Source organism: Propionibacterium acidifaciens (genome assembly GCF_003798325.1).
GTDB lineage: Bacteria > Actinomycetota > Actinomycetes > Propionibacteriales > Propionibacteriaceae > Propionibacterium > Propionibacterium acidifaciens.
This window is the reverse complement of the sequence record NZ_CP033719.1, coordinates 2,849,011-2,861,279: the sequence shown is the minus strand read 5'-3', so window position 1 is coordinate 2,861,279 and position 12,269 is coordinate 2,849,011. Positions and strand designations below refer to the sequence as shown.

The following is a 12,269-nucleotide window of genomic DNA, read 5'->3' as shown; positions in this document are numbered from 1 at the left end:
GCGACGGGACGAGACGGCGAGAGGCCTTCCGCGGGCGGACGCCACCGGTGAAAGGATCCCCATGACGAGCACTCACGACGCGACAGGTGGTGTGCGCGACGTGAAGTCCGCGGGCCGGGCGATCGAACTCCTCGAGTTCCTCGCGCGCCGCCGGGCGAACCCGCCCCGGCTGAACGAGATGGCACAGGCACTGGACGCCCCGCGGTCGTCCGTGTACGCGATCCTCAGGACGCTTCAGGCACGTGGCTGGGTGCAGACCGATGGCTCCGAGGGGTACTCCCTCGGCCTCAGAGCACTCATCACGGGCACCTCCTACATCGACGCCGATCCCCATGTGAGGATCGTCGGCCCGCTCCTGACCGACCTGGCCACCCAGTTCGACGAGACCTTCCATCTCGGACGCATCGACACCGACAGGATCGTCTACCTCGTCACCCAGGAGTCCCGCCAGGACATCCGTCCCTACTCGCGCGTGGGACGGCGCATGCCCGCCACCGCGACGGGGCTCGGCAAGGCCGTTCTCGCCGAGCGGCCCGAACTCGTCCCCGCCACGTTCGAGCAGCTCACGCCCCGCTCCATCACCGACACGGAGGCCTTCGAGGCCGAGATGAGGGCGACTCGCCTGCGCGGCTACGCCATCGACAACGAGGAGAGCACGACGGGCCTGCGGTGCATCGCGCTGGCCCTGCCGTACACCGAGCCCGTGACCGATGCGATCTCCTGCTCGATCCCCGCCTCGCGCTGGACCCAGCAGCGGGAGGACGAGATCGTCGCAGCGATGCGGCTCGCCGCCGAACGGGCGGTCGCCCAGGCTCCCCTGCGCTCCTGATCCCCCGCGCACGCCCGAGGTCACCGGCTGCGGCGCCCCACCGGGAGGACGGCACGGCCGACAGCCCGGCGACCGCGGGAAACCGCCTGCGAGGTGCGCGGGAGCCGACAGAAAAAGCCCAGTTCGCAACGGACCGGGCCTCGCTCTGCTCCCCCGACTGGACTCGAACCAGTAACCCTCTGATTAACAGTCAGATGCTCTGCCGATTGAGCTACAGGGGATCGGCCCGACGCTTCGTGCCCGAGGCGTCCGGCGCGTGAAAACACGCTACCAGCAGCCCACCCGAAACAAAAATCGGGGCCGGCGCCGTCACAGGCCGTACTCGGCGGCCAGCCGTTCGCCCTGGCCGACGATGAACTCCTGCACCGCCGGGTCGTCCATGGCGACCCTGGCCGAGGGCTCGGCCATCCACGTGACCCCGCCCGTGCCATCGGGGTTGCGGCGGCCGCTGAGCACGACCGATCCTCCGCCGGGGACCTCGACCCGCTCCTGGACGAGGACCGAGGCCTGCACGCGCTCCATGAAGGCGCCGGGGAGCAGGCCGGCGCCGGGGAGCACGACGGCGTCCCGGGTTCCGTCGACGAGCTCCCACGCCAGACGGCCCTCGTCCTCGGCCCACGAGCCGTGCTGGATGCTCTGCCAGCCGACCTGGCTCCACCGTCCCTCGCGACGGACGGCGAGCGCGTCGCGCAGGGCCACGGCGAGCACGCCCTCGCCCCGCCCGTGGGCGATGACGTGCGGGGCGCGGCCCCGCAGCGCGCGCAGCTGCCGGAGCTCCTCGCGGGTGGGAGGGGCTGCGTCGTGTCCGGTCATGCGCATGACCCCATTGTGGCCGCCGCCGGGCCGGGTTCAGGCGGCACTCGCCTGCGCGGCGAGTCGCCGGCCCCGCTCCAGGGCGCGGCGCTTGGTGCGCGCCACGCTGGCCACGCTCACGCCCATGGCGAGGCTCATCTGCGCGAGCGTCCTGGGCCCGTGGCCGTCCAGACCGAAGGCCATGACGAGCACGCGTCGCTCGTCGCCGGGCAGGGCGGCGATCCACTCGATGCCGGCGCCGGTCTCGTCGTGGTACTCGGCGGCGAGGCGCTCGCCGACGTCGGGGCTGCTCGTCCACAGGGAGCTCAGGCGCAGCGGCTCGCCGTCCGCGCCGGACAGGCTCCTGGCGAGCGCGCGCCCGCCCATGCCCGCGCTGTGCTCCTGGGCGCCGAGGGCGCCGACGCGCTGGGCGACGATGAGCCAGGCGAGGGTGCTGAAGCGGGCCCCGCGGCGCCAGTCCCAGCGGTGGATCGCCTCGACCAGGGCGGCGGAGCCCTCGGCGACGAGTTCGTCGAGCTCCGCCACGCCCGGCTTGTCCCACTTGCGCGCGATGCGGCGCACCATGGCCATGTTGGCCCGGTGGAAGACGAGGAGGGCGTGTTCGCCCTGCTCGGCGACCAGTTCCAGCTCGGCGGCGCTGGCGTCGGCGCCCCACAGGCCCCTGGTCAGGCAGCATCGGGCGTAGAGGCCGGCCTCGATGGCCTTCGCCAGGGCGACCTCCTGCTCGGCCCCGAGCCTGCTCGGTTCGTTCTCGATGACGTCGATGGCATCCATGGCCCCAGCCTCACGGCGGCCGCCGGGCGGCTCCAGCGCTGTGGATGCCGGGGAACGGACAACACCGTTTCCTGTGGACAGGCCCCCGGCACGCCCGGTGCGTGCTAACGGCTCACTCCAGGAAGCCGATGCTGGTCTCGGCGAGCCTCTGACGGCTCGTCTCCAGGGTCAGCATCTCGTCGAACATCGCGTCGTAGCCGGCCTCGTCGGTCACCGGGTTGGTGCGCTGCAGCCGCGACTTGAGGTCGTCGATGCGCCGCATCGTGGTGAGCATGCGCAGCTTGGCGGTGTACGCGGCGGCGTAGCGCTCGGTCGGGTCCTCGCGCAGCAGCGGTTCGACGAGCAGGGCCACCTCGAGCTGCCGGGCCGTCGGGTCGGCCGTCGCGGCCTGCACCTGCTCCGCCCAGCCCTGGGGCCGGTAGCCGGTGTCGGCGATCGCCTCGAAGACGGCGCGCAGGGCCGGGTGGGTGAAGTCGTCGGCGGTCACGCCGTTCCAGGCGGTGTCGAACAGGGTGGGGCACTGGAGCATGAGCTTGAGGGTGCCGCGCTCGACCTCGAGGCGGTGGTCTCTCGGGTCGGGCCACGGCAGGCCCACCGGTGCGGGCATGACGGGCCCGGGCTCGACGATGCGCGCCGGTGCCTGCTCGGGCCCGGGGCGGCGGGGTCCGCGGCGGCGCTGGCCGTTGACGATCCGGCGCACCTCGTCGGGGTCCATGCCCACCAGGTGCGACAGATCGCGGAGGTACTGGTTGACCAGGGAGGAGTCGCGGATCGAGGTGATCATGTCGGACGCGGCGCGCACGGCGGCGACCCGGCCGTCGGCGCGGTCGAGGTCGTAGCCGTCGATCGTACGGGCCATGACGTACCGGTAGAGGGGCTCGCGGCACCCGATGAGCTCGCGGACGGCGGCGTCGCCCTGGGCCATCCGCAGGTCGCACGGGTCGAGGCCCCCCGGCTCGACGGCGACGTAGGTCTGGGTCGTGAAGGAGCGGTCGAGCCGGTAGACCTTGAGGGCCGCCGCCTGGCCCGCGCGGTCGCCGTCGAAGGTGAAGACGACCTCCCCGCGCGTCGCGTCAGAGTTGCCCATGAGGCGCTGGAGGAGGCGGGCGTGGTCCTCGCCGAAGGCGGTGCCGCAGACGGCGACGGCCGTGTCGATGCCGGCCAGGTGGGCGCTCATGACGTCGGTGTAGCCCTCCATGACGACGGCCTGGAGCTTCCTGCCGATGTTCTGTCGGGCCAGGTCGAGGCCGTAGAGGACGTGCGACTTCTTGTAGACGGGGGTCTCGGGTGTGTTGATGTACTTGGCGGGCAGGCGGTCGTCGTCGTAGAGGCGGCGGGCGCCGAAGCCCAGGACGGAGCGGCCCGAGTCCTTGATGGGCCAGATGACGCGGCCCTGGAAGTAGTCCCAGCCGCCGTGCTCGCGGATGAGGCCGGCGCGGACGAGCTCGTCGTCGCGGAACCCCGCCCTCGTCAGGTGGCGGTGCAGCGCCCGGCCGTCCTTGGGGGCGTAGCCCACGCCGAACCGCTGGGCGGCGGCGCGGTCGAAGCCGCGCCCGTCGAGCATGCGGCGGGCCTCGATGGCCTCGGGGGAGGCGAGCTGGGTGGCGAAGAAGTCGGCGGCCACCTGGTTGGCCTCCATGATGCGCACCCGCTGTCCGGGCGGCGCCGCCGGGCGGCCGTCGTCGACGATGCGCAGCTGCACGCCGGTCCGGTCGGCCAGGGCCTGGACGGCCTCGCCGAACGAGAGGTTGTCGATCTTCTCCATGAAGGTGATGACGTCGCCGCCCTCGCCGCAGCCGAAGCAGTAGAACAGGCCGCGCGCCGGCGTCACCTGGAAGCTCGGGGTCTTCTCGTCGTGGAACGGGCACAAGCCCTTGAGCGAGCCGCCGCCGGCGTTGCGCAACGTGACGTACGAGCCGACGACCTCGTCGATCCGGGCGCGCTCTCTCACGAGGGCGATGTCCTCGTCGTTGATGCGTCCGGCCATGCCCGAATTCTATGCGTCCGGCCCCTCAGCCCCTGCCCTCGGCGACGGCGACCATGCGCAGCGCCGCGACGGTCGCCTCGTAGCCGTGGTCCTTGGCGGAGCCGGGCAGCCCGGCGCGGTCGCGGGCCTGCTCGGCGTCCTCGCAGGTCAGCAGGCCGAAGCCGACGGGCTTGCCGGCGTCCAGGCCGACGCGGGTGAGGCCGGCGGTGGCGGCCTCGCAGACGTAGTCGAAGTGGGGGGTGCCGCCGCGCACGACGACGCCGAGGGCCACGACGGCGTCGTGGCCGTGCAGGGCGGCCTGGGCGCCGAGCGGCAGCTCGAAGCTGCCGGGCACCCGCACGATGTCGGGCTCGATGGCGGCGTCGGCGCAGGCCCGGACGGCGCCGGCGATGAGGCCGGCCATGATCTCGTCGTACCAGCTGGCCGCGACGATGGCGACGCTCACGGGTCGTCCGTCCTCGTGCAGGCCGGCGTCGGCGGTGAGGGTGGGAAGGTCGATGGCGTTGGCCGGGGCCCCGTCGGTGCGGGTCATGGTTTCCTCCTTCAGTCCAGGTCCAGCAGGTGGTGCATGCGGTCGCGCTTGGTGCGCAGATAGCTGATGTTCTCGGGCCGGGCTCGCACCTGATCGGGCTCGAGGGCGACCACCTCGATGCCCGCGGCGCGCAGGCCGACGGCCTTCGCGGGATTGTTGGTGAGCAGCCTGATGCTCGTCATGCCGATGCCCCGCAGGATCGTGGCGGCCGACCCGTAGTCGCGCGCCTCGGCGGGCAGCCCGAGCAGCTCGTTGGCCGTCACGGTGTCGGCCCCCTGCTCCTGGAGCCGGTAGGCGCGGAGCTTGTCGAACAGGCCGATGCCCCGCCCCTCGTGGTCACGCAGGTAGACGAGGGCCCCTCCCTCGTCGGCGATCCTGTCCATGGCGGCGTGGAGCTGCTCGCCGCAGTCGCAGCGGTGGGAGCCGAGCACGTCGCCCGTGAGGCACTCGGAGTGCACGCGCACGAGCGGGGCGCCGGCGGCCCCGATCGGCGAGACGAGGCTCATGTGCTCGACGCCGTTGATGCGCCAGCACTGGGCGGTGAAGGTGCCCCACTGGGTGGGCAGCGTGACAGGGTCGGTGCACTCCACTCCCGGCGCGATCTCGGTCATGGCGGCCTCGGCGGGCATGGCGTCCATCCGCTGGGCGCTCACGTGCGGTTCCCCGCGCAGGACTCGTCGGGCCCGGACGCGAAGGCCATGAGCCGGCTCACGTACTTGGCGAGGACGTCGGTCTCGATGTTCACCAGCTCGCCCTCGCGCAGTCGGCCGAGGCGGGTTCCGGTGAGGGTGCTGGGGATGAGGCCGACCTCGAACCAGCCGTCGCCGTCGTCGGGGGCGCCGACCGCGGTGACGGTGAGCGAGACGCCGTCCACGGCGATGGCGCCCTTCTCCGCGATCTGCGGGCCCAGGCGCGCCGGGACGCCGACGCGCAGCGTCGTCCACCCTCCCTGCGGGGTGATCGACAGCACACGGCCCGCGCCGTCGACGTGGCCCTGGACGACGTGGCCGTCCAGACGCCCGTCCGCGGGCATGCAGCGCTCGAGGTTGACCGCGTCGCCGGGGGCGACCCGGCCGAGGCTGGTGCGGTCCATCGTCTCGCCCATGAGTTCGGCGACGAACAGGCCGGGACGCGCGGGGTCGGCGATCGAGGTCAGGCAGACGCCGTTGACGGCCATGGAGCCGCCGGCCGGCAGGTCGTCGGCGATGCCGTGGGCGTCGACGACCAGGCGCGCGACGCCGGGGGCCGCGCCGGGGTCGAGCTCGACGACGGTTCCCAGTCCATTCACGATTCCGGTGAACATGCTTCTCCTAGTGGGGTTGACGGTTCCGCGGCCAGGGGGCGGCGGGGCGCGGGTCGAAGAGTGATCTCGAGGTCCCCCCCGAGGACGCGGACGGGCCCGTCCAGCCGCCAGTGGACGGCCTCGCCGAGCGTCCCGACGGTCAGGGAGTCGGTGGCCCCGGCGCCGGGGCCAAGCATGAGGGGGGCCTCGTGGACGACGAGCGTGTCGACCAGGTCGGCCCCGATGAAGGCGCTCGTGACGGACGGGCCGCCCTCGACCAGGACGTGCCCGACGCCCCGGTCGGCGAGCTCGGCGAGGACCCGGGCCGGGTCGTGGTCGGCGATCCGCACCCAGGGGCCGTCGCGCAGGGCGGCCCCGGCGGGGACCGGGCGAGCGCCCATGACGACGTGGAGGGGCTGGTGCTCGAGCGGCGCGTCGTGCTCGTCGCGGGCGGTGAGCCTCGGGTCGTCGGCGAGCACCGTGCCGGTGCCGACGAGGACGGCATCCGCGCGGGCGCGCAGGGCGTGTCCGCTGCGGCGCGCTTCGGGGCCGGTGATCCACTGGCTCGTGCCATCGGCCGCGGCGACACGGCCGTCGAGGCTCTGGGCGATCTTGGCCGTCACATAGGGACGGCCCTGCGCCGTGGCGAGCAGCCAGCGCTCGTTGAGCTCGCGGGCGCGCCCGGCGCCCGGCCCCTCGACGGTCTCGACGCCGGCCGCGCGGAGCCTGACCGCACCGCCCGAGGCGACCGCATGCGGATCGGCCATGGCGTAGACGACCCGGGCGATCCCGGCGTCGACGAGCGCCCGGGCGCAGGGGCCGGTGCGCCCGGTGTGGTTGCAGGGCTCGAGGGTGACGACGGCGGTGGCACCACGGGGGTCCTCGCCGCGCTCACGGACGGCGCGCAGGGCGTCGATCTCGGCGTGCGGGGTGCCCGCCCCCCTGTGGCGACCGACGGCGAGGATCCGCCCGTCGTGGATGATCGCCGCTCCCACGAGTGGGTTCGCGCCGCGGACGCCCTCGGCGGCGGCCCGCAGCGCCAGGTCCATGGCCCGCGCCTCGAGCCGCGTCACGGCGGGACGCGCCTGTCCGGCGCCCCGGTCCGTCTGCGGGCTCATCGGTTCCCCTCCCAGGCTTCCTCGCCCGGGGTCGTGGGACGTCGACGGGAGGTGCTCGGCGGCCGGCGACCGCGCGCCGCGCCGGCGTCATGCGCCTCCCCTCCAGACTCTGACTGTCGGTCCTGGAATTCCACCAGATCGGCCGGCCCACTGGCCGGTTCGCGGACTCTCACCGCCGGTACGGAGTTCCACCGTCCCCGGGACATGACAGGGCAAGTATGCCACTCGCCGGCGGACGCCGCGGACCGTCCGGCGGTGGCAAGGCTGCGGCGGCAGGCCTAGTGTTGGCTCGGTCCGGACGGAGGGAGGCCCATGCGGCACAAGATTCACATGGAGCTGGGCGAGGTGCGTCTGCGCCCGGCGAGGGCGCAGGACGGCGCGGCCCTCCAGCCGCTGCTCGACGAGCGGATGTGGGCGGGCATGGCCACGCCCTTCCCCGCGAGCCCGCAGGAGTTCGCCCGGGCCTACGGGGAGAAGATCGCCGACCCAGCCACCGTGGTCTTCAGCGTCGAGTACCGGGGCGAGCTCGTGGGCCGCACCTGCTTCTACGACATGCACGTGCCGCTGCGCCTGGAGCTCGGCTCGACGTTCTACCTTCCGGCGGCTCAGGGCACGACGGTGAACCCGTCGTGCAAGTATCTGCTGCTCGAGTACGCCTTCACGGTCTACGAGGTGCAGCGCGTGGGCCTGCGCTGCGACGTGCGCAATGAGCGCTCCGCGAGGGCGATCGCCGCGCTCGGCGCGACCGAGGAGGGGGTGGCGCGGGCATTCCGGCGCGGCCCGCACAGCGAGCCCGTCGACACCCGGGTCTTCTCGATCACCGACGGCGACTGGCCGCGCGTGCGCGGCACGCTCCGTGAACGCCTGGGGCTGCCGCCGGATGGCTGAGCCCGGGTGTCAGGAGCCGGGGCGGTCCCGGTGGATGCGGTGGCCGGCCTCAAACATGGCCTTCACGGCGACGCCCGCCAAGGCCCGATCGAGCAGGTACGGGTCGGTGACGACGAAGCCGGTAATGGTGTCAACGCCGTAGTCGAAGAGCATCGGGGGCAAGGGCGTGGAGGGGCCGACGAGCACGGTGTGAGCTCGGCGTGACAACTCCAGCAGCCGCGGCGCGGTCTTGTCGACGAAGCTCGAACTCGAGATGAACACGTAGTCGCACTCGGGCAGGAGGTACTCGCAGGCGGTGTCGGGGTGATCGCCCGGCCGGGGGACGCGTTCCGGACAAGTAGTATTCAGCGGCCCGTTCCAGCGCCTTCCGGGGCGGAATCGAAGTGCCCAACGACGGCCACCCCCTTGCCGGCGACGGCCTGCGCGCAGGGGGCGAAGACCCGCTGTCAGGCGAGGGCCTCCCCCGTCGCGACGAAGCCCTTCTCGGCGGCCGACTCGGGACGCGAGTACCACGAGTCGATGGAGGCCTGGCCGATGGAGGCCTCGGCAGGGTTCCAGCTGCAGACGAGCCCGGCCGCAGTGCGCATCGGCAGACCGTCGAGCACGGCCCCCTCGAAGATCTCGGGCCGCGACCGCTGGTCCATCGTCCAAGCCATCCCGCCGCCCCCGGCGGAGTTCACCACCCGGGTCCCCCGGACGCCGACGTTCACCGTCCCGACCACCACGTCCTGAGGAATCTCGGCGATGAGGTCCTCGTAGACACGCCATGCGTCAGGCATCGTCATCCCTCCTTCGTCCCGTCCGTCCAGATGCCCATCACATTGAAGACGAGGCCACCCTAATTAAACACGGCGTCGCCCAGAGCCTTGGGGCGGACAGCCGGACGTGTCCGCCGATCCGGGGCCAGGCCGGCCGCCATGGCGCTGGTGTTGCTCGTCGCCCTCACGATGCTGACCGCCGGGCCAGCCGCTTCGGCCTCCTCCGATCCGTGCCGCCAGCCGCAGTGCGCGCCGTGATCCAACCGTTCGCCGTCCCGTTCATCGTCGTCGCTGCGGTGACGAGGCTGGGGCGGTCGTGCTGTTCGTCCTCGCGATGTTCGTCGTCGTGGACGACGACCGGACGGGTCCGGAGCCGATCGGCGCCGACGATCTCGGCGGGGTCCAGACGGTATGGCGATCGTCTTCGCCACCGGCGCGGCCCCGCTGAACGGCACATCGATCGTGCCGATCGGCTCCATCATCATCGGCAATGCGATGAGGACCCCACGCTGAACGGGCAGCGGGCCTCACCGCGCCGTGCGAGGGGTGCGAGGTCCTCGGCGGCTCTCACCCTCGGATCCATCCGGCCCGAGACGATCGGCGTCGTCGCCCGCCCCGTCGCCTGGGAATCGCTCATGCACCCTCGGCACGACACGGAGGGCGGGTCTGGTGACGCGCCTGGGGCCTTCATCGGCGTCCTGCTCGGCGGCAGCACGGCCCTCCAGGGCCGGCGCCGCGCAGGTTCCCGTGGTCAGCGGGACCTCGCCGGGGGTCGGTGGCGGTGCTCGTGATGAACGCGCTCGTCACCGCGGCGAGGCCCCTGCCAGGGATCTGGCCGGGACGCTGCGCACCTGAGCGCCGCACGAGGGCCCCGGCGGACCGGGGACGATCCTCAGGCCCCGTGGCCGATGCCCCGCGGCAACCTGGCCGGCTCCCAGCCGAGCAGGTACTCGGCGCAGTCGAAGGCGAAACGGTCGGTCATGCCCGCGACGTAGGTGACGGCGCTGCGCATCGGGTCGTCGCGGTCGCAGTGCTCGGCGGGCAGGTCGTCGGGGTGGTGGAAGTAGTACGAGACGAGCTGCTGGAGCACCTCGATCATCGTGTGCGACTGGGCCAGCGACTCCGGGCGCGTGTAGATCTGCTCGTAGTTGAAGCGACGCAGCACGGCCAGCGCCCCGGCGGTGCGGGCGTCCATGCCGACGACGCCGGTGCGGCAGGTGGTGTCGACGACCGCCCTGATGAGAGCGGACAGCTGCTCGCGCAGGGGCAGCCCGATGACGTCGACGACCCGCCCGGGCACGTCGCCCGGATCGACGATGCCGGCGCGCAGGGCGTCCTCAAGGTCGTGGGCGCAGTAGGCGATGCGGTCGGCCCAGCTCACGATCTCGCCCTCGACGGTGGACGGCGCCGGGCTCGACCAGGAGTGCCTGGCGATGCCGTCGAGGGTCTCGGCGCACAAGTTGAGCCCGGCGAGGGCCACCCGGGCACCCCACGGGCCGTGGTCGAAGCCCTCGGGCAGGAAGACGTCGAAGGCCTCCTCGGAGGCGTGCCCGCCGGGGCCGTGGCCGCAGTCGTGGCCCAGGGCGATGGCATCGGTCAGCGCCATGTTGGCCCCGATGCCCCGGGCGATGGAGCCGGCGACCTGGGCGACCTCGATGGCGTGGGTGAGGCGGGTGCGCTGGTGGTCGGTCGGGTAGACGACGACCTGCGTCTTGCCCGCCAGGCGCCGGAAGCTGGTGGAGTGGACGATGCGGTCGTGGTCGCGCTCGAAGCAGGTGCGCTCGGCGTCGGGGGCCTCGGGGCGGGCCCTGTCGCCGGCGCCGTGCGAGCGGGCCGCGCCCTCGCGCAGCGTCGCGGCCTCGAGCTCCTCGCGGGCGAGCCGCCCGATGGGCTCGCCGCAGCCGATCCGCAGGTGGGAGTCCGCGTGGGGACGCACGACGCCGTCGCCGTCGACCTCGTGCTCGTGTCCGCTCATGGTGGTGGCCCACGCCCTGGCGCGCGCGGTGGGGACCGGGACGCGACCGCCGTCGCCGGCCTGCTCGCTGCTGCTCGTCATGGTCCCAGTATGGCGGCGGGCGCCGACATTGCGGTCGCGAGCCGCGGGGCGCCCGGGGAGGCTCAGGCGATCCTGCCGGAGTAGCCCAGCTCGGCGTCGGACAGGTCGAGGTCGCGCCCGTCGCGGTCGTCCAGCCAGCCGGTCGGCATGGCCACTCTGCGGCGCGCCGAGCCCTGGCGCCCGCGAGGGCGGCCCAGCTCGCGGACCGGGTAGGGGCAGTCCACGCCGGCCTCGTCGATGAGTGAGGCCAGCAGTTCGTCGAGGCGTTCGAAGGAGTCGATCATGCCGAGCGCGTGGCGCAGTTCGCCCCCGACGGGGAAGCCCTTGAAGTACCAGGCCATGTGCTTGCGCAGGTCGGTGAGGCCACTCCTCCCGCCCATCTGGCGGGCCAGCAACTCACCGTGACGGCGCACGACCCGGCAGATCTCGCCCAACGTGGGCAGGGTCAGGCGCTCGACGCCGGTCATCGCCGCGGAGAGGTCGGCGAACAGCCAGGGGCGACCGAGACAGCCCCGCCCGATCTCGACGCCGGCGCAGCCGGTGCGCTCCATCATGGACACCGCGTCGCTGGCCTCCCAGATGTCGCCGTTGCCGAGCACGGGGATGTCGACCCGATCGACGAGCTCGGCGATGACGTCCCAGTGGGCATGGCCGGAGTAGGCCTCCTCGACGGTGCGCGCATGGAGACAGATGGCGGCGGCGCCGGCCTCCTGAGCGATGTCGGCGATGTCGCGCCACGTGGTGTGCCCCTCATCGATGCCGATGCGGGTCTTGACGGTCACAGGCACGCCGTGCCGGTCGCCGGCGCGGACGGCGGCGGTGATGATCTCGCGCACGAGCCCGGTCTTCCAGGGCAGGACTCCCCCGCCGCCCTTGCGCGTGACCTTGGGCACCGGGCATCCGAGGTTGAGGTCGACGTGGGCGGCGCCGTGACGGGTGCACAGCAGCTCGACGGCCCGCGCGACGACCGGCGGGTTCGTGCCGTAGGTCTGGACGCTGCGGATGCGCTCCTCGTCGAAGAAGGTGAGCATGGCGTCGGTCCGGCGGTCGCCGCACACGAGGCCGCGGCTCGTGATCATCTCGCAGAGGTAGAGCCCCGCCCCCTGCTCCCGGCACAGCGTGCGGAAGGCCGCGTTCGTCACGCCGGCCATCGGCGCCAGGACGACGGGGGTCCCCGCCTCGACGCGCCCGCCCGAAGGCGAGCGGAGGACGAGCGGTTCGGCCGGAATCAC

The 12,269-nt window shown here is 73.1% G+C and carries 13 protein-coding genes, 1 tRNA gene and 1 riboswitch; of the genes, 2 read left to right on the top strand and 12 right to left on the bottom strand.

Features of this window, described 5'->3' with window-relative positions; translation table 11 throughout:
• The first annotated feature begins 61 nt into the window (after positions 1 to 61).
• Entirely contained in the window at positions 62 to 829 is a 768-nt protein-coding gene (locus EGX94_RS12280) for an IclR family transcriptional regulator (RefSeq protein WP_028707226.1), read from the top strand.
• Between the two features lie 148 nt (positions 830 to 977).
• Here EGX94_RS12280 and EGX94_RS12275 read toward each other — a convergent pair.
• The 8 genes from EGX94_RS12275 to ribD all read right to left on the bottom strand — a co-directional run bounded on the left by EGX94_RS12275 (position 978) and on the right by ribD (position 7,266).
• Positions 978 to 1,050, bottom strand: a tRNA-Asn gene (locus EGX94_RS12275).
• 88 nt (positions 1,051 to 1,138) lie between these two features.
• Positions 1,139 to 1,648, bottom strand: coding sequence for a hypothetical protein (locus tag EGX94_RS12270; RefSeq protein WP_021797232.1), 510 nt, complete (start codon positions 1,646 to 1,648; stop codon positions 1,139 to 1,141).
• Between the two features lie 30 nt (positions 1,649 to 1,678).
• The gene (locus EGX94_RS12265; RefSeq protein ID WP_021797208.1) at positions 1,679 to 2,416 is read right to left on the bottom strand and encodes a sigma factor; all 738 of its coding nucleotides are present in this window, start codon (positions 2,414 to 2,416) and stop codon (positions 1,679 to 1,681) included.
• 112 nt (positions 2,417 to 2,528) lie between these two features.
• A complete protein-coding gene (dnaG, locus tag EGX94_RS12260; RefSeq protein ID WP_021797233.1) occupies positions 2,529 to 4,403 on the bottom strand; it encodes a DNA primase in 1,875 nt (624 codons plus the stop codon).
• 25 nt (positions 4,404 to 4,428) lie between these two features.
• A complete protein-coding gene (gene ribH, locus EGX94_RS12255) occupies positions 4,429 to 4,935 on the bottom strand; it encodes a 6,7-dimethyl-8-ribityllumazine synthase (RefSeq protein ID WP_021797235.1) in 507 nt (168 codons plus the stop codon).
• Positions 4,936 to 4,946: 11 nt separating this feature from the next.
• Positions 4,947 to 5,588: a GTP cyclohydrolase II gene (ribA, locus tag EGX94_RS12250; protein ID WP_021797219.1), complete on the bottom strand. Its 642-nt coding sequence runs from the start codon at positions 5,586 to 5,588 to the stop codon at positions 4,947 to 4,949.
• On the bottom strand, positions 5,585 to 6,238 hold the full coding sequence (locus EGX94_RS12245; RefSeq protein ID WP_021797227.1) for a riboflavin synthase: 654 nt from the start codon (positions 6,236 to 6,238) through the stop codon (positions 5,585 to 5,587). Before EGX94_RS12245 ends, ribA begins: the two co-directional genes overlap by 4 nt.
• Positions 6,220 to 7,266 (bottom strand): bifunctional diaminohydroxyphosphoribosylaminopyrimidine deaminase/5-amino-6-(5-phosphoribosylamino)uracil reductase RibD, encoded by a 1,047-nt coding sequence (gene ribD, locus EGX94_RS12240; protein ID WP_051383768.1) that lies wholly within the window; start codon positions 7,264 to 7,266, stop codon positions 6,220 to 6,222. Before ribD ends, EGX94_RS12245 begins: the two co-directional genes overlap by 19 nt.
• A 155-nt stretch (positions 7,267 to 7,421) precedes the next feature.
• Positions 7,422 to 7,544, bottom strand: a riboswitch (FMN riboswitch).
• A 103-nt stretch (positions 7,545 to 7,647) separates the two neighbouring features.
• On the opposite strand from ribD, the gene EGX94_RS12235 reads away from it, so the two are divergent.
• Complete coding sequence (locus tag EGX94_RS12235) at positions 7,648 to 8,223, top strand: GNAT family N-acetyltransferase (RefSeq protein ID WP_021797206.1); 576 nt, start codon at positions 7,648 to 7,650, stop codon at positions 8,221 to 8,223.
• Positions 8,224 to 8,232: 9 nt separating this feature from the next.
• On the opposite strand, the gene EGX94_RS14125 is transcribed toward EGX94_RS12235, so the two are convergent.
• From EGX94_RS14125 to dusB, 4 genes are all read right to left on the bottom strand, one after another.
• The gene (locus EGX94_RS14125; RefSeq protein WP_021797231.1) at positions 8,233 to 8,484 is read right to left on the bottom strand and encodes a Rossmann-like domain-containing protein; all 252 of its coding nucleotides are present in this window, start codon (positions 8,482 to 8,484) and stop codon (positions 8,233 to 8,235) included.
• 185 nt (positions 8,485 to 8,669) lie between these two features.
• A complete protein-coding gene (locus EGX94_RS13945) occupies positions 8,670 to 9,002 on the bottom strand; it encodes a DUF4213 domain-containing protein (protein ID WP_021797216.1) in 333 nt (110 codons plus the stop codon).
• Positions 9,003 to 9,873: 871 nt separating this feature from the next.
• Positions 9,874 to 10,956 (bottom strand): HD domain-containing protein, encoded by a 1,083-nt coding sequence (locus tag EGX94_RS12225; protein WP_043121072.1) that lies wholly within the window; start codon positions 10,954 to 10,956, stop codon positions 9,874 to 9,876.
• A gap of 143 nt (positions 10,957 to 11,099) precedes the next feature.
• Entirely contained in the window at positions 11,100 to 12,269 is a 1,170-nt protein-coding gene (dusB, locus tag EGX94_RS12220) for a tRNA dihydrouridine synthase DusB (RefSeq protein ID WP_021797238.1), read from the bottom strand.

Bases quoted from the DNA above. Each gene is read 5' to 3' on its own strand.
- EGX94_RS12280 (WP_028707226.1), top strand. From the start codon at position 62: ATGACGAGCACTCACGACGCGACAGGTGGTGTGCGCGACGTGAAGTCC.
- EGX94_RS12270 (WP_021797232.1), bottom strand. From the start codon at position 1,648: ATGCGCATGACCGGACACGACGCAGCCCCTCCCACCCGCGAGGAGCTC.
- EGX94_RS12265 (WP_021797208.1), bottom strand. From the start codon at position 2,416: ATGGATGCCATCGACGTCATCGAGAACGAACCGAGCAGGCTCGGGGCC.
- dnaG (WP_021797233.1), bottom strand. From the start codon at position 4,403: ATGGCCGGACGCATCAACGACGAGGACATCGCCCTCGTGAGAGAGCGC.
- ribH (WP_021797235.1), bottom strand. From the start codon at position 4,935: ATGACCCGCACCGACGGGGCCCCGGCCAACGCCATCGACCTTCCCACC.
- EGX94_RS12245 (WP_021797227.1), bottom strand. From the start codon at position 6,238: ATGTTCACCGGAATCGTGAATGGACTGGGAACCGTCGTCGAGCTCGAC.
- ribD (WP_051383768.1), bottom strand. From the start codon at position 7,266: ATGGACCTGGCGCTGCGGGCCGCCGCCGAGGGCGTCCGCGGCGCGAAC.
- EGX94_RS12235 (WP_021797206.1), top strand. From the start codon at position 7,648: ATGCGGCACAAGATTCACATGGAGCTGGGCGAGGTGCGTCTGCGCCCG.
- EGX94_RS13945 (WP_021797216.1), bottom strand. From the start codon at position 9,002: ATGCCTGACGCATGGCGTGTCTACGAGGACCTCATCGCCGAGATTCCT.
- EGX94_RS12225 (WP_043121072.1), bottom strand. From the start codon at position 10,956: ATGAGCGGACACGAGCACGAGGTCGACGGCGACGGCGTCGTGCGTCCC.